This window comes from Paraburkholderia sp. GV068 (assembly GCF_003058125.1).
In the GTDB taxonomy this organism is placed as follows: Bacteria; Pseudomonadota; Gammaproteobacteria; order Burkholderiales; family Burkholderiaceae; genus Paraburkholderia; species Paraburkholderia graminis.
The window spans coordinates 1-18,816 of the sequence record NZ_QBUB01000010.1 but is presented as its reverse complement, the minus strand read 5'-3'; the positions used below and the strand labels follow the sequence as shown (position 1 = coordinate 18,816).

Annotated in this window: 13 protein-coding genes and 2 pseudogenes; 4 read left to right on the top strand and 11 right to left on the bottom strand. The window is 61.2% G+C overall.

The window, feature by feature from the left end; genetic code table 11:
* Positions 1-86 precede the first annotated feature (86 nt).
* The 5 genes from C8K18_RS20270 to C8K18_RS20250 form a co-directional block, all read right to left on the bottom strand.
* Complete coding sequence (locus tag C8K18_RS20270; RefSeq protein ID WP_053860078.1) at positions 87-1,160, bottom strand: purine nucleoside permease; 1,074 nt, start codon at positions 1,158-1,160, stop codon at positions 87-89.
* Positions 1,161-1,330: 170 nt separating this feature from the next.
* A complete protein-coding gene (locus tag C8K18_RS20265; protein ID WP_107709391.1) occupies positions 1,331-2,236 on the bottom strand; it encodes a cation diffusion facilitator family transporter in 906 nt (301 codons plus the stop codon).
* 138 nt (positions 2,237-2,374) lie between these two features.
* Complete coding sequence (locus C8K18_RS20260) at positions 2,375-7,231, bottom strand: NAD-glutamate dehydrogenase (RefSeq protein WP_107709389.1); 4,857 nt, start codon at positions 7,229-7,231, stop codon at positions 2,375-2,377.
* A gap of 179 nt (positions 7,232-7,410) precedes the next feature.
* A complete protein-coding gene (locus C8K18_RS20255) occupies positions 7,411-8,190 on the bottom strand; it encodes an alpha/beta fold hydrolase (protein WP_107709387.1) in 780 nt (259 codons plus the stop codon).
* On the bottom strand, positions 8,187-9,221 hold the full coding sequence (locus tag C8K18_RS20250; RefSeq protein ID WP_107709385.1) for a M14 family zinc carboxypeptidase: 1,035 nt from the start codon (positions 9,219-9,221) through the stop codon (positions 8,187-8,189). The genes C8K18_RS20255 and C8K18_RS20250 overlap by 4 nt, the downstream gene beginning before the upstream one ends.
* 289 nt (positions 9,222-9,510) lie before the next feature.
* On the opposite strand from C8K18_RS20250, the gene C8K18_RS20245 reads away from it, so the two are divergent.
* From C8K18_RS20245 to gabD, 3 genes are all read left to right on the top strand, one after another.
* Positions 9,511-10,347 (top strand): DMT family transporter, encoded by an 837-nt coding sequence (locus tag C8K18_RS20245; RefSeq protein WP_006049445.1) that lies wholly within the window; start codon positions 9,511-9,513, stop codon positions 10,345-10,347.
* A gap of 156 nt (positions 10,348-10,503) precedes the next feature.
* Complete coding sequence (locus C8K18_RS20240; RefSeq protein WP_029970101.1) at positions 10,504-11,793, top strand: 4-aminobutyrate--2-oxoglutarate transaminase; 1,290 nt, start codon at positions 10,504-10,506, stop codon at positions 11,791-11,793.
* 12 nt (positions 11,794-11,805) lie between these two features.
* A complete protein-coding gene (gene gabD / locus C8K18_RS20235) occupies positions 11,806-13,266 on the top strand; it encodes an NADP-dependent succinate-semialdehyde dehydrogenase (protein WP_107709383.1) in 1,461 nt (486 codons plus the stop codon).
* 246 nt (positions 13,267-13,512) lie between these two features.
* Here gabD and C8K18_RS20230 read toward each other — a convergent pair whose 3' ends face one another.
* The 6 genes and pseudogenes from C8K18_RS20230 to C8K18_RS20205 form a co-directional block, all read right to left on the bottom strand.
* Complete coding sequence (locus tag C8K18_RS20230; protein ID WP_165919835.1) at positions 13,513-14,685, bottom strand: glycosyl hydrolase; 1,173 nt, start codon at positions 14,683-14,685, stop codon at positions 13,513-13,515.
* Between the two features lie 79 nt (positions 14,686-14,764).
* Positions 14,765-15,301, bottom strand: coding sequence for a hypothetical protein (locus C8K18_RS20225; protein WP_258196166.1), 537 nt, complete (start codon positions 15,299-15,301; stop codon positions 14,765-14,767).
* The gene (locus tag C8K18_RS20220) at positions 15,298-16,158 is read right to left on the bottom strand and encodes a hypothetical protein (protein ID WP_107709379.1); all 861 of its coding nucleotides are present in this window, start codon (positions 16,156-16,158) and stop codon (positions 15,298-15,300) included. Before C8K18_RS20220 ends, C8K18_RS20225 begins: the two co-directional genes overlap by 4 nt.
* A 123-nt stretch (positions 16,159-16,281) precedes the next feature.
* Complete coding sequence (locus C8K18_RS20215; protein WP_107709377.1) at positions 16,282-16,788, bottom strand: hypothetical protein; 507 nt, start codon at positions 16,786-16,788, stop codon at positions 16,282-16,284.
* Entirely contained in the window at positions 16,785-17,456 is a 672-nt protein-coding gene (locus C8K18_RS20210; protein WP_053860064.1) for a hypothetical protein, read from the bottom strand. The genes C8K18_RS20215 and C8K18_RS20210 overlap by 4 nt, the downstream gene beginning before the upstream one ends.
* Positions 17,453-17,980, bottom strand: a pseudogene (locus C8K18_RS20205) (DUF2345 domain-containing protein); the annotation flags it as partial. The pseudogene C8K18_RS20205 and the gene C8K18_RS20210, both read right to left, overlap by 4 nt.
* Before the next feature lie 12 nt (positions 17,981-17,992).
* Here C8K18_RS20205 and tssC point away from each other — a divergent pair.
* Positions 17,993-18,721: pseudogene (gene tssC / locus C8K18_RS20200) on the top strand (type VI secretion system contractile sheath large subunit); the annotation flags it as partial.
* Positions 18,722-18,816 lie beyond the last annotated feature (95 nt).

The following is an 18,816-nucleotide window of genomic DNA, read 5'->3' as shown; positions in this document are numbered from 1 at the left end:
GTATCGCGCGCCGCAACGCTAATGCGCCGCGCCATTGCAACAAGGGCCGCAGTTCACATCGGGCGGCCCTTGCTGCAATCATTGGATTAGCGCTTCGGCACGCCTTCGCGCCATTCGCCCCAGTGCGTGACGATGTCCTGCACGAGCGGATTGCCCGAGCGATACAGGTTTTCCAGCGCAATCGTAAAGCCGCCTTGCGCTGAGTAGTTGAGCAAGTTATCGGCGCTCGTCTGTCCGTCATAAGGGCGGTCGAAATCCGAGCCCGCACGCACTACAGCCACGCGGTTCAAATCGACCTTATGCACCGAAGCCGCGCGTTTCAGTGCTTCATACGTCGCATTGTCTTCCTGCTGCGTCGTGCAATACGTGCCCTTTCCATCGGTCAATATTTTGGTCCAGTCGCGAGCGCGCTGCCCGAGCAATGTGCCGGACCACCATGTGTCGCCGGCGAGCGTATCGCACTGAATGACCGTCGGCGGACGATTAGCCGGCGCGTACGAATACTTGGCGCGCGCAGCCTGCGCCTGCGCATTGTCGGAAAGCACGACGTTGCGCGATAAAGCGAATGCCGTATCGGCGAGTTGCGTATTGAGCTGGAATACTTCGGTGCGGTAATCGAGCGGCGGCTTTTCCGAGGGGCTCTTTGTATTGATCCCAAGATAGCCGGTGTTCCAGCCGGCCGGAATTTCGCGCCCGTCAATCTCCCATTGAATGCCGAAGTCGACGAGATATTTCGCCCACGCCGCCGAGCCCACCGTGCCCTGTTGAGGATCGATGCCGGCAATGCCCGCGACCATGAAATACGTATGCCGCAAATCGAAACGCGGCGAGAACGTCAGCGCCATGATGGACGCCGCGGCATTCGTGTGGCCCATGCCGGTCGTCATCACGCAGACGTCCTGGCGGTTGCAATGCACTGCCGGATAATCCGGCGACAAGCCGTCCACCGGAATATCGCGCCACGGCCCGAGCTTGTCGAGCCACACCTGGCCCTCGGGACCGAACATCGAGATGATCATCACCTTGACCGGCCGCCCGCGCGAGCCGCCGTCGCCATGCGAGAAAGCGTCGCTGTCGTCCGCGCTTGCGGGTCCGGAAGTAAAGGCTGCGCATGCCGCGAGTGCAATGACGGATAGCGCGCCCAATGTGCGAGTCAGCATCGTGATCTTCCTTTTGCTTGTGATGCAGTTGGGGAGAGTGCCGCTTCAAGCCGGAAGAAGTATAGATGCGACGAAATTATTGTCCACTACACGACACGTCGATTACGTTAATCGCACGAAGCTCTCCGCGAGTGGCGAGTCGCCAGTCGCGTGCACCAGACAAAGGAAAATCACGCGCGCGGTACATCCGGTTCGAAAAACACCCAGCGCACTTGCGGAAAGGCGGCCTGCAAATCGGCCTCGATGATGTTGATCGCATCGACCATCGCGCGGCCGCTCGCATAGTCGATCATTTCGGCCTGCACCGCGACCACCACGTGACGTCCCCATTGCAGCGTGATCATATTGATGATGCCGCGAATTTCGCTGCGCGCGCGCAAATGCGCCTCGATTGCGCGGCGCACTTCGGGGCTCGCCGATTCGCCGACGATCATCGACTTCACCTCGCGCGCCACCAGTCCCGCGATCACCATCAGCAGCAAGCCGACGGCGATGGAGCCAAACGCGTCGTACATAGGATTGCCGGTCACAAGCGTGAGCAGCACCGCGGCAAACGCGATCGCGAGGCCCACGAGCGCCGCGATATCTTCGCCGGCGACCACCAGCAGCTCCGACTCGCGCGTTTCCCTGAACCACCGCCAGATGTTTTTCTCAGGATGCACGCGGCGGATTTCCCTCAGCGCGCCCCACAGCGAAAACGCCTCGAGCACCACCGACACGCCCAGCACCACGAGCGCGACATACGCGTACTGCAATGGCTCGCGCGCCATCAGCCGATGCACGCCTTCATAGACCGAGAACGCGCCGCCCACGAAGAACAGCAGCAACGCGACGAGCAGCGAATAAAAGTTGATCTCGCGGCCGCCGCCCATCGGATGCAAGGGACTCGCCGGCCGGCGCGCCTGACGCAGGCCGAACAGCAGCAGCAATTGATTACCGCAGTCGGCGGTCGAGTGAATCGCTTCGGCGAACATCGAGCCGGAACCGGTGAACGAAGCGGCAGCGAACTTGCAAACGGCAATGCCAAAGTTGGCGGCCAGCGCATAAATAATGGCTTTCGGCGATTCTTCTTTCATCGTTATCGAGGGCGTTGTTCAATTTGCGAAAGGCTTTGGGCTTCCGGGAATGCGTATTATGGCCATGCCGCACAGCATGGTCCAACAGCGGCGCGCCATGTGTTGCGCCGCGCCGTCAACGCAGTCTCCACGCAACCCTCATGCCCTCTCGAGCGCGGCCATCTCGCGCACGATCACCAGCAGCATCGACAGACTCGCGCCCCCCGTGGCGCGCAGATCGGCAAGCAAACGCGCATAGCGTTCCAGTTGTGCGCCCCGCCTGTCGCGCCAGGCTTGAACCAGCGTGTCGGGCGCGGCCGAGTCGTCGGCGCCGGCGAGCGCGCTCGTCGTGAGCGCGCGTTTGAGGCGCGCGAGTTCCGCCAATGCCGATGCGCGCGCGAGCATGTCCCAGTGCGACGGCGCGGGCAGCGCGGCCGCGCGTTCGCTGATCCAGTGGTAATTCAGCAGCGTGCCGAGCGCGAAATAAACGCCCGCCACGAGTTCGAGTTTGCGCTCGCACGTCGATGCCACTTCCGCAATGTCGAGCAGCGCAGCCGAGATTTCGCCACTGGCGATGCGTACCGCGAGGTCGCTGTCCACGCCCGCATCCACCAGCACGCGTTGTCGTTCGGACAGCGCTTCGAGATCCGCGGCCGGCAACAGCGCGGGCCATTGCGGCGCGAGACGCTGCGCGGCGTCGCGGCAACGCGCGAGCAGATCCGTCACGTCGTCGCCATTCACCGCCGGCGACGACAGATGCCGCAAGAACCACAACGCCGAACGTTCGACGAGCCGCGCGACTTCGACGAACATGCGCGCCTGCACGTCATCGGCGACGCGGTTATCGAGCGCGTCGATGCTGTGCCAGACGTGATCGAGGTCGAACACATCGCGCGCCATGATGCAGGCCCGCACGATGTCGCCCGGCCGCGCATCCGTCTCCTCCATCAGCCGGTGCACGAACTCGCAGCCGACGCGGTTCACCAGTGCGTTCGTGAGATGCGTCGCGAGAATCTCGCGGCGCAGCGGGTGCCGCTGCATCGGCTCGCTGAAACGCTGACGCAAGGGCTTCGGAAAGTATTCGATCAGCATGTCGCTGACGAGCGGATCTTCCGGCACCGGCGAATCGAGCAGCGCGTCGTACAGCCACATCTTGCTGTACGCGAGCAGCACTGCGCGCTCCGGCGTGGTGAGTCCTTGTTTGGCGGCTTGCCGCTCGGCCACGTCTTCGTCGCTAGGAAGAAACTCGATCCCGCGATTCAGGCGGCCCGCGCGCTCGAGAAAGCGCATGAGGCGCGCTTCGGCATCCAGCAGTTCGACGCCGAAACGGCCTGCAATCGACAGTGCCTGCGTCTGGTAATAGTTGTCCTTCAGCACGAGCAGGCCGACTTCATCGGTCATTTCGGCGAGCAGCGCATTGCGCTGCTTGTCGGTCATCTCGCCGTCGGCCACGACCAGTCCGAGCAGGATCTTGATGTTGACCTCGTGGTCCGAACAGTCGACACCGGCGGAGTTGTCGATTGCATCCGTATTGATGCGCCCGCCGCGCTGCGCGAACTCGATGCGGCCGAGTTGCGTGAGCCCGAGATTGCCGCCTTCGGCCACGACTTTGCAGCGCAATTCGGCGCCGTTCACGCGGATCGCATCGTTCGCGCGGTCGCCCACTTGCAGATGCGTTTCGCGCGTCGCCTTCACGTAGGTGCCGATGCCGCCGTTGTAAAGCAGGTCGACGGGCGCCTGCAAAATCGCGCGCATCAGTTCGGCGGGCGACAACGCCGGCGCACTGATACCGAGCACCGACTGCACCGCGGGCGACAACGGAATCGTCTTGGCGGTGCGCGCAAATATGCCGCCGCCCGCTGAAATCAGCGAAGGATCGTAGTCGGCCCAACTCGAGCGGTCGAGAAGAAAGAGCCGCCCGCGCTCGGCAAGACTCGTCGCCGGATCGGGATTCGGGTCGAGGAAAATATGCCGATGATCGAACGCGGCCACGAGCCTGATATGCGGCGACAACAGCATGCCGTTGCCGAACACATCGCCCGACATATCGCCGATGCCGACCACCGTGAAGTCCATCGTTTGAGTATCGACGCCCATTTCGCGGAAGTGCCGCTTCACCGACTCCCACGCGCCGCGCGCGGTAATTGCCATCTTCTTGTGGTCGTAGCCGACCGAGCCGCCGGACGCGAATGCGTCGTCGAGCCAGAAGCCATATTCCTGCGAGATCGCGTTCGCGTAGTCGGAGAACGTGGCCGTGCCTTTGTCGGCGGCAACGACCAGATACGGGTCGTCGGGATCGTGCCGCACCACGTCGCGCGGCGGCACGACGGTTGTGCCCGCAAGGTTGTCGGTCAGATCGAGCAGGCCGCGCAGAAACGTTTGATAGCAGGCAATGCCTTCGCGCATCCAGGCATCGCGCTCGCTTTGCGGCGGCGGGTTCTTCACGACGAAGCCGCCCTTCGAGCCGACCGGCACGATCACGACGTTCTTCACCATCTGCGCCTTCATCAGACCCAGCACTTCCGTGCGGAAATCCTCGCGACGATCCGACCAGCGCAAGCCGCCACGCGCGACACGTCCGCCGCGCAAATGCACGCCTTCCACGCGCGGCGAGTAGACCCATATCTCGAACATCGGCTTGGGCTCGGGCAAGCCGGGCACTTGCGCGGGATTGAACTTGAACGACAGATACGGCTTCGGCTTGCCATCCGCATCGAACACGTAATAGTTGGTGCGCTGCGTCGCCTTGATGACGCCGAGAAACTGCCGCAAGATGCGGTCTTCGTCGAGATTGGGAACCTGATCGAGCGCGCCGTCGATCGTTTTCATCAAGTTCTCGATGCGCGCTTCGCGTGTGCCGCCATGCGCCGGATCGAAACGCGCGACAAACAATTCGACGAGCATTCGCGCGATCGCGGGATTGCCGGTCACCGCGCGCTCGATATACGCGTCGCTGAACGTGGAGCCGACCTGGCGCAGATACTTCGCATACGCGCGCAGTATCGTCACTTCGCGCGCGCTCAATTGCGCACGCAGAACGAGGCGGTTGAAGTCGTCGCTTTCTATCGCGCCGGTCCATACCTGCTCGAACGCGTCTTCGAAAAGGTCCTTCACGCGCTCGATGTCGAACTCCGCGTCGTCGGCAAGTTCCAGGCCGAAGTCGTGAATCCATGCTGGCGTCGAGCCGAGCGCCTCGATCAGATACGGCCGCTCTTCATCGACGCGCACGCCGAGATGTTCGAGCATCGGCAAACTGCGCGACAGCGCGATCGGCATGCCCGCGCGATACACCTTGAAGCGGAACGCGCGCGGCCCGGCTTCGATCGGACGATAGAGGTTCATCGCGAGCCGCTCGCTGCCCTGCACGCGTTCGATCAACTCGATGTCGCGTACTGCCGTGCGCGCGGCATAGTCGTCGCGATAGCCCGGCGGAAACGAATCCGCGTAGTGTTGCAACAGACGGTTGCCCTGCTCTTCGCCGAATGCGTCGAGCAGCGCATCGGCAAGATCGTCCTGCCAGCGGCGCGCGACCTGCACGAGGCGCGCTTCGAGTTCGCGTGTGTCGACACGCGGCATGCCGCCCGGCTTTGCGTGAACCACGAAGTGAATGCGCGCGAGTGTCGATTCCGAAAGCAGCGGCGTGAATTCGACGCTGGCTCCGTTGAAGGCGTCGGCGAGCAGATTGGCGATACGTTGCCGCAAATCGGTGTTGTACTTGTCGCGCGGCACGAACACGAGGCACGACACGAAGCGGTCGAAGCGATCGCGCCGCACGAAAAGACGCGTGCGCTGATGTTCCTGCAAACGCAGTACACCGAGCGCGGTATCGTAGAGCTGGTTTTCGTCGGCCTGGAAGAGTTCGTCGCGCGGATAGGTTTCGAGCACCGTCACGAGCGATTTCGCGAGATGACCTTTTGGCAAGAATCCGGCCCGTCTCACGATATTTGCGCATTTGCGCCGCACGATAGGAATCTCCGCCGCCGACAAAAAATACGCGGTGGATGTGTAAAGCCCGATGAAGCGCCGCTCGCCGATCACCTTGCCGTCCGCGCCGGTCAGCTTGATGCCGACATAATCGAGGTAGCCTGGCCGATGCACGGTCGCGCGCGAGTTGGCCTTGGTGAGAAAGATCGGCGACGCGCTGGAAATGATTTCGGCGGCGGCCGGAGGCAATACGGTCACTTCCGATGCGGCCGCAGCGCCGTCAGCGCTTGCGCGCAATTCGTCGCGCATGATGCCGAGGCCCGAGCCGGGCACCGCGCGCAAGCCGTAGTCTGTGCCCTGTTGCACCAGTTCATAGTCGCGCTGGCCGAGAAACGTGAAATGATCGGCGACCATCCATTCGAGGAACGCACGCGCTTCCATCGCATCCGGCCCGCTCTCGCCGACCTTCATGCCTTTGATCGTGACGCGCGCAAGTTCGACTATCTTCGGCCAGTCTTCCACCGCGGCGCGCACGTCGCGCAGCACTTTCGCGATGTCGTCGCGCAGCGCATCGAGCTTTGCCGCGTCGCCGCAACGGTCCACTTCGAAGTGAATGAACGAGGCCAGTTGCGAGCGCGTGTCGGCGGCTTCTTCGGCGCCTTGCGTCACGCGCGCGATGTCGCCATCGGCGCCGCGCCAGATGCGAAACACCGGATGCACGACCGAATGCAGCGCGAGTCCCTGGCGATTGACCGCCATCGAAACGGAGTCGACCAGGAACGGCATGTCGTCGTTGACGATCTCGATCACCGTGTGATCGGAATGCCAGCCATGCTGTTCGAGAATCGGGTTATAGACGCGCAGCCTTTCCTTGCCCGGCACGAAGCGCTGCGCGGTCTGCCAGTGCGCGAGCGCGGCGCCGTACAGATCGGGGATGGAGCGGCTTTGCAGATCGTCCGCGTCGACGAAATCGTAGTAGTGCCGCAAAAACGGTTCGACGATGTCAAACGCCGGCTCGGGCAAGCGCGCTCGTGCAAACTCGACGACATCGTTCAGCAAGTGCGTGACGGCTTCTTCGTTCTTTGCTTGCATGATGAACTCCCCCGGTTGGCGGCAATGTGGGAATTGCCCGGATCGGATGCATCGTCTGAGGAACGATTATGCACCTGCATGCAGCAGGGCAACCGGCGCCGCGAGTTAGGTTATACCCGCTGCCTCGGCTTATGCTGCAAGCGCGCAATTGCGGCTTAACGCGGCTGGCCTATCGCGGCTTAACGCGTGGCCGTGCTCTCGACGGTTTCGTGGGCAAGCCATGCGCGAATTTGCTCGGCGACCCACGCGGGATCGTCGTGCGGCAGATCGTGACCGGCCCATGCATGCTCGCGATGCGGCGCGCCCCACGCCGCCGCGAGCCTTGCCGAACATGCGGGATCAACGAGCCGGTCGTCGCGCGACGACAGAAGCAGCAGCGGGCAAGCCGGTTTTGCCGTGCCGGCGGTAAAGCGCGCCGCCGCCCACAGTTGCCGCCATGCATTGCCGCGGCTCACCGGTGCGCTGCGGCGAATCGTGGCCCATGATTCAAGATCGGCCTGGAGCGTGTCGGCGTTATTGCACGTCAACCGATGAATAACGGTCTCGGCGCGCAGCGCGTCGTGCCAATGCGTAGCAACTGTCACGAGACGCGGCCACGCCGACGGACGCAGCCGCTCATGCACGCGGCTGAACGGACGCATGCTCGTGTTGATCAGCACGAGCCGCTCGATGTCATCGGCATGCCGCTGCGCCCAGGCGGTCGCGACCATGCCGCCGAGCGACATCGCCAGTATGTTGAACGGGCCCGCCGCGCCTCGTTGCCTCGCAGCCGCGCGCACGAATTCGACCATCGCGGCGACCGTCGACGGCGCGCGCAACTGCGCGAACTCGCCGTTGCCCGGCAGATCGAGCAGCAGCAGATGCGGCCCGCCGCCAGTGGCTTCGCGCAACGCGTCGGGCAGGCGTCCCCAATGACGCGTCTCGCGTGTCAGGCCGCGCAGCAAAATCCACGTGCTCATGCCGTGTGCGCCTTGTACCAATGATCGATCGCGCTTTGCAGCAATTGCTCGCGGCGATTGCCTTGCGGCAGCCAGCGCTGCGACGAGAAAGCCGCGCGCGCCAGAAAATCCAGCAGGTTCGCGTGACGCCGTAACACGCGCGCCGTGCGATGCGCCTTCACCGGATTGAAGAAGCCCTGACGCGAAAACAATTGGCGCGGGTTCTTCTTGATCCACAGCCATGAGCCGAGTTCTAGCGTCATCGGCAGAAAGACGTTGGGTGCGGGCGCGCGGTCGTACGCGAAGTCCCAAAGATCGCCGTGCAGCAGATATTGATGGCTTTGCGGCTCGAACGTGTAGCCATGATGCGGATGCGAGCGCTCGAACATCGTTTTCAGCACGTACATTTCCGGCAAATGCGGCATCAGCTTGCGAGTGCGTGCGTACGGAAACCAGATGCTGTCGCTCCAGCCGTAGCCCGAATGGCAATCGAGCGCGATGCTCAACGGCCGTGCCGCCAGTTCCGTTTCGACCACCTGAAGCAGCGCCGCGGCCTCGGCTTCCATAGGACCGCCGCGGCGTCCGCGATACCACGGCAGCCATGCGCCGACGCGCTGGCCGCCGGCGAGCAGCGGCACGCGTTCGTCGGCGTTTTGCGGCGCATTGCGCATCAGGTCGACGCCGTTCGGATTGGCGCGCGTGGCCGCCCACATCCCACCGGGATTGACGATCGGCATAAACACGAGGCGAATGGACTGCAGTTGGCGGACGAGCAGTTCGTCCCACTCGAGCCGCGCAAGCAGCGCGCGCATGTAGTCGAGCACGAGTTGCGAGCCGATTCGCTCGAGCCCATGAATGCCGCCGAAGAAGCCGATGGCCGGCGCCTGCGGATCGGTCGAGCCGATACTCGCGGTATGCACGCCGAAGCGCCGGCCGCGCACCGTCGTCTCGCAGACCGTGCGGATCGCGAAGCTCGCGCTGCCCTGATCGAGGATCGTCTTGAGATCTTCGTACTCCGCAAAGGTGTCGGGAAGGAAGCTCAAAGGCTGCATGTGGGCGTCGCGAGGAGTGCGGGATGTCAGGGACGGCACGGCGAATGACGCAATATAGCCTGGCTGCAAGTCAGCCAGCATGACGGCTGAGCAGATGTGAAACGCCGTCACACGCACGTCATTTGGCCGTCATTTGCCCGTCATCTTCGGTGCCACAAATTTGCGATTTTCGCCCCATAAAGCCCCTTTGCTTTAGTCGCCCACTCATCGCGTCGCGCGTTCTGCTGGAATAATCACGGGCTTGCGGCCGGAGTCGGGCCAGCTAACCCTTGGCCCGTTCTCGCCTTCCATGGAAACCGTCGTCGTCCTGCTGGTCTTGCTGTCGGCGCTGCTCCACGCGACGTGGAATGCGTTCCTGCATCTGTCGGAAGACCGCATCTGGCTGCTCGGCATGATGGCGATTCCTTACCTCGCCGTGAGCGCGGTCGGCGTGATCGTCCTGCCGATGCCCGCGCCTGCCGCGTGGCCGTATATCTTCGCGTCGGTCGTGCTCGAGTTCGGCTATCTGCTCGCGTTGATCCGCGCTTATCGAAGCGGCGACTTCGGCCAGATCTATCCGATTGCGCGCGGCCTGTCGCCGATGCTGGTGTTCGTCGGCGCGCTCGTGTTCGCTCATGAATCGCTGAAACCGCTCGCGGCGATCGGCGTCGCGCTGGTGTCGTGCGGCATCGTTTCGCTCGCGTTTCGGCGCGGCATGCGCTTCTCCGGCGAGAGCGTGCCGTTCGCGCTGCTGACCGGCTTTTTCATCTCCACGTATTCGGTTGTCGACGGAATCGGCGCGCGCGTCGCGGGCAATGGCCTCAGTTACATCATGTGGGTCTATCTGATCTGGAACGTGCCGCAGTTCCTGCTCGCGTGGCATTGGCGCGGCGGGGCGAAGGGGCTGTTCATCGGCCGCGCGGTGGTGCTCAAGGGCATCGCGTCGGGCGCGCTCGCGTTGTTCGCGTATTGCCTGATCATCGAGGCTTACCGCTATCTGCCGATCGCGATGGTCTCCGCGCTGCGCGAATTGAGCTCGATCTTCGCGGTGCTGATCGGCTGGCTGTTCATGCGCGAGAAGCTGACCGCGCGGCGCATCGTGGCGTGCGCGCTTGTTACGCTCGGGGCAGTGCTGATTCGCATCTGACGCAAATCCGCCGCGCCCGGTGAATCCGCTCGCCGGCCAAATTGGCTCCTACATTTTTATAGAAATGGCTCTGAAGCTCAGAGCCAAATCTCACTATAGTCGCTGCATGTGCCGCGCCTTGCCGCGCGGCGTCCGCCGACAGCGAGGAGCCACGTGATGAACCTGAAGAACGCAGAACTGAAGAGCCGCAAGGACGCAGCCACGCCGCGCGGCGTCGGCGTAATGTGCGATTTTTACGCGGCGCGGGCCGAAAACGCGGAGCTTTGGGACGTGGAAGGCCGCCGCTTTATCGACTTCGCCGCAGGGATCGCCGTGTGCAACACGGGCCATCGTCATCCGAAGATCGTGGCCGCGATTCGCGACCAGCTCGATCATTTCACGCACACCGCTTATCAGATCGTGCCCTACGCGTCGTATGTCGAACTCGCTGAAAAGCTCAACGAGCGTGCGCCCGGCGATCATCCGAAGAAAACCGCTTTCTTCACGACCGGCGCCGAAGCCGTCGAAAACGCGATCAAGATCGCGCGCGCCGCGACCGGGCGTCCGGGCGTGATCGCCTTCACCGGCGGCTTTCACGGCCGCACGCTGATGGGCATGGCGCTGACCGGCAAGGTCGCGCCGTACAAGCTCGGCTTCGGGCCGTTCCCGTCGGACGTGTTCCATGCGCCGTTTCCGAATCCGTTGCATGGCGTGACCACCGCCGATTCGCTGAAGGCCATCGACTTTTTGTTCAAGGCCGACATCGATCCCAAGCGCGTGGCCGCGATCATCTTCGAACCGGTTCAGGGCGAAGGCGGCTTCTATCCCGCGCCGGCCGAGTTCGTGCGCGCGCTGCGCAAGCTGTGCAACGAGCACGGCATTCTGCTGATCGCCGATGAAGTGCAAACCGGCTTCGCGCGCACCGGCAAGCTGTTCGCGATGCATCACTACGACGTCGTGCCTGACCTGATGACGGTCGCAAAGAGCCTCGCGGGCGGCATGCCGCTGTCGGGCGTGATCGGCCGCGCCGACGTGATGGACGCCGCGGCGCCCGGCGGACTCGGCGGCACGTACGCGGGCAATCCGCTCGCGCTGGCGGCGGCGCATGCGGTGCTCGACATCATCGACGAAGAGAAGCTGTGCGAGCGCGCCGTCGTTCTCGGCGATCGCGTCAAGGCCAAGCTGATCGAACTGCAAAAAGATGCGCCGCAAATCGCCGATGTGCGTGGCCCTGGCGGCATGGTGGCCGTTGAGTTCTGCAAGCCGGGCAGCGTGGAGCCGGACGCGGACTTCACGAAGCGCGTGCAGGCGCGCGCGCTCGAACGCGGCCTGCTGCTGCTCGTGTGCGGCGTTTATTCAAACGTGGTGCGCTTCCTGTTTCCGTTGACGATTCAGGACGCCGTCTTCGACGAGGCGCTCGCCATTCTCGAGGACGTCATCAAGGACAGCGTTGCTGTCGCAGCCTGAGGAAATCGACCGATGACCACGCTAACTTTGAAAGACCCGTCCCTGCTGAAGACCACCGCGTACATTGCGGGCGAATGGCAAGGCGCCGACGACGGCGCGACCTTCGACGTCGTGAATCCCGCGACCGGCGAGGTAATCGCGACGGTTCCGCGCATGGGCGCGGCGGAAACGCGCCGCGCCATCGACTCGGCGAACGCCGCGTGGCCCGCATGGCGGGCAAGCACCGCGAAGCAACGCGCGGTGGTCCTGCGCAAATGGCACGACCTGATGCTGGAGAACGCCGACGACCTCGCGCTGATTCTCACCACCGAGCAAGGCAAGCCGCTTGCCGAGGCCAAGGGCGAGATCCAGTACGCCGCGTCGTTCCTCGAATGGTTCGCGGAAGAAGGCAAGCGCGTGAATGGCGACACGATTCCGACGCCCGCGAGCGACAAGCGCATTGTCGTGACGAAGGAACCGGTCGGCGTGTGCGCCGCCATCACGCCGTGGAATTTCCCGGCCGCGATGATTACGCGCAAGGTCGGCCCGGCGCTCGCGGCGGGCTGCCCGATCATCGTCAAACCGGCCGAAGCCACGCCGCTCTCGGCGCTTGCGCTCGCCGTGCTCGCGGAACGCGCGGGCGTGCCGCGCGGTGTGTTCAATGTGGTGACGGGCGAGCCGAAAGCGATCGGCGCGGAAATGACCGGCAATCCGATCGTGCGCAAGCTGTCGTTCACGGGCTCGACGCCGGTCGGGCGTCTCTTGATGGCGCAGTGCGCGCCGACGGTGAAGAAGGTATCGCTGGAACTGGGCGGCAACGCGCCGTTCATCGTTTTCGACGACGCGGATCTCGACGCCGCCGTGGCCGGCGCGATTGCGTCGAAGTATCGCAACAGCGGCCAGACCTGCGTGTGCACGAACCGCTTCTACGTGCACGACAAGGTCTACGATGCCTTTGCCGACAAATTGCGCGCCGCCGTCGAACAACTGCAGGTGGGCCGCGGCACCGAGGCGGGCGTCACGCAAGGTCCGCTGATCAACGAAGCGGCTGTGCTCAAGGTCGAGTCGCATATTGAGGACGCGCTCGCCAAAGGCGCGCGCGTGCTCACGGGCGGCAAGCGTCATGCGCTAGGTCACGGCTTCTTCGAGCCGACGGTGCTCGCGGATGTCACCCCCGACATGAAAGTGGCGCGTGACGAAACCTTCGGGCCGCTCGCGCCGCTGTTCCGTTTTTCATCGGACGACGAAGTAATCCGGCTCGCGAACGATACCGAGTTCGGTCTTGCGTCGTACTTTTATAGCCGCGACATCGGGCGCGTATGGCGCGTCGCGGAAGCGCTCGAGTACGGCATGGTGGGGATCAACACCGGACTGATTTCGAACGAAGTGGCGCCGTTTGGCGGCGTCAAGCAGTCGGGTCTGGGGCGCGAAGGCTCGCACTATGGCATCGACGATTATGTGGTCGTCAAGTATATGTGTGTGGGTGGGGTTTGAAGGGGGGACGGCAGGCTGAGGCGTGCCGTTCTCGGACTGCTGCTGACAAAGTATCTGCGAAGCCTGGCCATGCGCCGGGCTTTGTTGCTTGATAGCTGTCTCATGTTCAGAAGCCGACGCGCATGCAGTAGGTACAGGAGATAGTGATGGCCGATGAGTTTGTGTCAGGGGCAATATCAGTGGACGCGCGGTGACGGCGCACGGCCCGCGGGGTAGCAACCACCAGGCACAGAGCCACGCCGACGCCTACCAGATCCGCTTTTTCAGCGTATAGGCGTACAGGCCGTACTGTGTGTTTGTCGCAGCGTCAAAATAGACGCCCTGCGTAATGCCGTCGTTGGTCTCGGTCCAGGATTTGCCGTAGTCCCTGCTGGCAAGCGTAATGTCGCGCGGCGCGCCTTCCCCGGTGGCATCGGTCGCATACACGAGTAGTACGCCGCGCTTGCCCACGCTGAGTCCGTCCAGCATCAGGCGTGAATCGAAGGTATGGATCTGTTCGGCCGTCTGCTTGCCGCGATTGCCCCATGCCGATAGCGCGCCGGTCCGGTGGCCATTCTCGTTTGGGTTCTTGATGAAGTCTCTCGGCGGCCCAATCCGCGACAGCGCATAGACCGCATAGGCGTCATCGGGCAGCACCTGCTCGGTCTGGAGTGAAACGATTATCTGACCGGGAAGCTTCACGTCAGGCTCGAACGCGTCGCTATCCCAATTCAGCCGCTCCACCATGGCTTCAGCTTGCACATCCTCCATTTCTTGCGGCACGTAGTAGGCAACACGCAGCGTGCCGTCCGGACCCAGGTCCACGGCGTCAAACGTCTTTCGCGGCGCGTCGTCTTCCGTTGCGTGCAGCGAAACCGTAATTGCTTTCCACGTGCGCCCGCCATCCGCTGTGCGCCAGACGCGCGGTCCCCAGCCAACTGCGTACCCCCGGTCAGGATCCAGGAACAGTAGCTGGCCGATATTGCGGTTCTCCGGCCAGTCAAGCTGTGTCCAGTTCTTGCCGCCGTCGCGCGAGCGCCAGAGCTTCGTGATATGCGGTGACAGGTCATTCGTCGCCTCAGCAGCCTTGTAGTCCATCCAGTCCGTGCTGATGTACTGCGTGCTCCAGTCCTTCGAATACCACCAGGACGCGTCCTGTCCCGGCTGCAGGAAGTAGCGTCTCACCCCTCCGTCGATCGTACCGCGGAAGAAACTAACGGTATTGCGGTTGAGGGTTTCCGCTGTGTTGTTCATCCAGGCTTCAGTAGGTTCCGCATATTCCGGATCTTTCCGCTGACTAACGGGCTTGAACGTAATTTCCGGATCAGCAATCTTGAGACTGATAACATCGTTGCCGTTTATCCGGGCATTGCCGCCCCCGTATGGTTTGTCGTTCTTCATGAACGTCGTTGAAATGGTCTGCCAGCCTGGGTTCGTCATGCTGTGATATCCGTAAGTTGCGATGGCGGCCAGGAGAAGGCTGCCGAAAATGAATGTCCTGCGCCTGGGCATCCGCATGTCACTTCCCGCCCATCAGCCGCCCCAGCGCCTTGCTCACCGGGTCGTCAATATCGGCGTTCGTGGCATCCCATGCCTCGCCGATGACCTTGCGTGCAACGACCTTGCCGCTGTCCCATACCTGCTCGTAAGTTCGCCAGTCGGCCCATTCTTCCAACGCGGGGCCGCCCGTGATCTTCGTCATGTCCGCAAGCTGCAAACCGGCCAGCCCGCCATCAAGGTAGGCGAGCGGATGTGTCTTGAACGCGAAGCTCTTGAACGTCTCGTCGTCCAGTTCAAGCGTGTATTGAGGAACGGTCATTTTGAAACTGCCGTTTCCCGGCTTTACACTGCGCATCTGGATTGCATTTCCCTGCATGTTTTGCGCAAGTCCTCTTTCCATGTTTCTTTGGAGGTAGAACCTCGCATTGTCTAGCCACTCCTGCCCATCTTTGGATAAGGTCGGCTTCAATTTCGCGCCATAGTTAGAACAGTAAAAGTAACCATAGCTGACGTAATAGCTGGGCGGCTTATGCCCGCAGCCGATGTGCCGCATCATGAAGTTGCTATGCCGGGACCAGTCGGAGGCCGTGTCGTTGTCATGGGACGGAATATCGAACCCACGTGCGAGACACCTGGTTCAATAAGAAAGGCCGCCACGCCTTCACTGAACTCGTGCTCTTCGTCATCATCTGTCCAGAGTTGTGCGGCAATCACAAGCCGCGTGGCCGTATCGACCAGGTCAACCTGGCGGGTAATCCACTGAACACCATCCTTTGCCGATTGCACTTCAACGTGAAATCTCGTTTGCGGGGCCAAAAACGCGAAAACGCGCGTGACCCGCTGGCTCCATGCTTCAGCATGTGCCGGTGACGTGTCAGCCAGCATCAGCGTGACGATGACCTCTTTTCGGATCTGAAGTACGTTGGCAAAACGCACGGCGATGAGATGCAACAGTCGCGTGCGTCGGAACGCTATGGCGCGCCCCTTCGCCCAGTCGAATGTAACGCTTCGACCGCTGTTGGTCGGGATGTCGACCTTAGCATTGACGAATTTGTCAACTTCATTCGTGCTTGCCGGAAATACGGCTACGTCCACGATAGACAAATGGCGGCGGGTCCATTCACGCCACAGTTCTGCAAGCCGCTTCTGCTCCTTTTCGGACTCCTCCGCGTCGGTCTGCTCGTCTTCCCAATGGTCGAGCTTAAAACCGAACGTCAAAGCACAGGCGACCAGTGGCGCTCCAACGAGTGTGGCCCAGAACACGAGCGTATTTGTTGGCTTGCCGTGCGGCCACAGCATCAGTACGGCGCCTGCCGCGCTCGCCCCAATGATGGCTAACGTCGGCAACCATATGCGCAGGGAGATCGGTTTGGGATAGTCGATCTTTGTAAAAACGGGGATGGGCCAGGACATTAGAAGAATAAGGACATGAGGCGTGCTTACATCTGAAGCTGATTGATTTGTTTGCCGGCTATTTCAAGCAGAAGATCATCCAGAGATTTCCGTGGCGATGTCGCGTCGGAGCTGAATAGGCAATCATTGCTTGACGTCGCGCACTACAAAATACATTTGTTTTGTTTTTGTATTAAGCAAATATCCCCCGTGAATATTTTGAAAACTCCCGCTTCGCCCTAATCCATCAAAATTGAAGCTGACGCAAAAGAATTCCTGCTTGCCCTCCTTTGCGACGCTCCATTGCGCCAACGTCGGATCGAACGCGCTGCGTTTGATTCCACGATTGTCGCCTAAAGGTATTGCCCCGGATACCTTGTGAAGCCTATTCAAAAAAATCAAGGCCTGATCGGTATTGCTTTCTGCGTACCCGACGTTGGCGCCACGATACCTGAACATATATGTCGCATTAAAGCCTGCAGCATATTCACCTTCCTGAGTTACTTCATGCGGATTCAGGCTTCTAATCGCAACAGCGGGCGCAAATGCTTGCGCCAAAAGGCAACTCTTTACCAGATTTTCGTCCGGAGGTGCGCCGTACCCCAAGCTCCACATGGCCGTTAAGAAGGCGGCAGCAACGAATTTTTTCATTTATATTCCTTCGCGTGGGTGACGTCCAGATAGTCCTGACTGAATTTCCAGAAGATCGTACCGCCATAGGCTGATGTTGAGTCGTAGATGTGATCGTAGCGTCCAACTTCTTCTTTTTTGACTGTCACCTGGTGTGTTTTCTTATTTTTTATTTTCGTAGTCTTGTAAAGAATGACAAGATGGGTCGAATCCTGGATGTTATAGATGTTGTGGCTGGGGTCGGTGATCTTGATACCCTGCTTTACTTTGAAATGGTGAGCATAGTTCGTTTTAATGTCTGCTCCATCCCAAAAATAGGCGCCATTCGATTTGTCCGGACCACCCGCAAGCGCGTTGCGGGCAGCGCTGATAGCTGCCTGCATGCCCGGTGTTTTGGCAATTTTGTCATCCTTGGCTTTCATTAGCGCGCTATAGCGAGCATTACCATCACTTACTACAAATGAGAATGTACTGTCGTTTCGCGTGAACGTCGCCATGTCGGAATAGCCGCGCGCATCGCGTTGCCGCACAAGTACGCTGGCAATCGCCATCATTTCATCAGGGTTGTCCTGTAACGACGATTCACCGTAAGCCATTGCTGCAAGCAGCCTTGTTTGGGCATCGAGTGGCTGTGCCGCAGCAATGCCGCTTGCGGCTTGATCTGTGTTAGAGGGACTTAAATCGCTCATGCGTCCTTCCGTGCCGAGTCTTGGGCCATCCATGTAACAAGCTTCAGAGGAGATTGCCCCGATATTGTCGTCGTATCGCCACCAGAATATTCACCTCTTTGCGTATGCAGACCATCGTCACGGTAGAGATCGTAGTGGTATCCATCTACCGGCGTTGTTCCGTCCTTTAGCAGGCTGAAGCTTTGCCGGATGACTTCTTCGTCTGGCTCGAGAGAAAGAGGGAAAGCTGGTATCGGAATAGACATCGACGCTTTGCCTGCCTTCTGGATCGTGATTGTTTTGATGAAGAGATCAAGCGGGCCACCAAGTGTAATGCTGCCGTTCTTGAGCTGAATGAAAGCTTCACCGCTTTCAAGCGTCAGCTCTTTTTGGGCGCGGATGTAGACTGCGCCATTAACGCTCGACACCGACACATCCTTATTGGCGACGAGCGACATTGCATCGCTCTGGGCCTGAATCTCGATCGGGCCCTTCCCTGCAAAGATCTTGATGCCGAACTTCTGGGCGAACAGGGAGATCTTGTCGAGCGAGCGCGCGTGAACGCATTGCGCATCGACCATCATCTCGCCGCCATCGACCTGCTACTCGGCAAGCAGATCGACGCCATCCTCCATCATCCGGCTTTCCAGATGCTCGAGTCTGCATGGCGCGGCCTGCAATTCCTCGTCGACCGGACGGATTTCCGTCGCAACGTGCATATCGAGGTGCTCGACGTCTCGAAAGAGACATTGCGTCAGGACTTCGAGGATGCACCCGAGCTGGTCCAGAGCGGCCTGTTCCTGCAGACGTACACCCAGGAATACGACACGCCTGGTGCTTATCCCTTCGCCGCAATCATCGCCAACTATGAATTCGACGCAAGCGCGCCCGACATTGCGTTGCTGCGCAATCTGTCGAAGGTAGCGGCTGCGGCGCACATGCCGTTCATTGGCGCGGTTTCGCCCGAATTCTTCGGCAGGACGTCGATGGAGGAAGTCGCGGGCATACGCGATCTGTCCGGACACTTCGAGCGCGCGGTCTATCTCAAGTGGAAGGCGTTTCGTGAAACGGAAGATGCGCGCTATGTCGGGCTCACGCTGCCTCGTTTTCTCGCGCGCTTGCCGTACGGATTCGACCGCAATACCGTGCGCGCTTTCAACTACACCGAAGACGTCCGCGGTGGCGGGAGTAGCGCCTTCCTATGGGCGAACGCGGCGTTCGTTTTTGCAGTGAATCTGGTGAGAAGTTTCGTGCGCAACGGCTGGTGCCTCCAGATACGAGGTCCTTGTCAACGGCACTCAGGAATTGATACAGTTTCTGTCGGCATCGGCACTTCAGATTTGATACACCGGGTTGTAGTGTTATTGCGGTGCCGACCGCA

Coding starts and splice junctions, on each gene's coding strand:
- C8K18_RS20245 (WP_006049445.1), top strand. CDS start 9,511: ATGGAAACCGTCGTCGTCCTGCTGGTCTTGCTGTCGGCGCTGCTCCAC.
- C8K18_RS20210 (WP_053860064.1), bottom strand. CDS start 17,456: ATGAGCGATTTAAGTCCCTCTAACACAGATCAAGCCGCAAGCGGCATT.
- C8K18_RS20225 (WP_258196166.1), bottom strand. CDS start 15,301: ATGATGCGGCACATCGGCTGCGGGCATAAGCCGCCCAGCTATTACGTC.
- C8K18_RS20220 (WP_107709379.1), bottom strand. CDS start 16,158: ATGTCCTGGCCCATCCCCGTTTTTACAAAGATCGACTATCCCAAACCG.
- C8K18_RS20240 (WP_029970101.1), top strand. CDS start 10,504: ATGAACCTGAAGAACGCAGAACTGAAGAGCCGCAAGGACGCAGCCACG.
- gabD (WP_107709383.1), top strand. CDS start 11,806: ATGACCACGCTAACTTTGAAAGACCCGTCCCTGCTGAAGACCACCGCG.
- C8K18_RS20250 (WP_107709385.1), bottom strand. CDS start 9,221: ATGCAGCCTTTGAGCTTCCTTCCCGACACCTTTGCGGAGTACGAAGAT.
- C8K18_RS20230 (WP_165919835.1), bottom strand. CDS start 14,685: ATGACGAACCCAGGCTGGCAGACCATTTCAACGACGTTCATGAAGAAC.
- C8K18_RS20270 (WP_053860078.1), bottom strand. CDS start 1,160: ATGCTGACTCGCACATTGGGCGCGCTATCCGTCATTGCACTCGCGGCA.
- C8K18_RS20255 (WP_107709387.1), bottom strand. CDS start 8,190: ATGAGCACGTGGATTTTGCTGCGCGGCCTGACACGCGAGACGCGTCAT.
- C8K18_RS20215 (WP_107709377.1), bottom strand. CDS start 16,788: ATGAAAAAATTCGTTGCTGCCGCCTTCTTAACGGCCATGTGGAGCTTG.
- C8K18_RS20265 (WP_107709391.1), bottom strand. CDS start 2,236: ATGAAAGAAGAATCGCCGAAAGCCATTATTTATGCGCTGGCCGCCAAC.
- C8K18_RS20260 (WP_107709389.1), bottom strand. CDS start 7,231: ATGCAAGCAAAGAACGAAGAAGCCGTCACGCACTTGCTGAACGATGTC.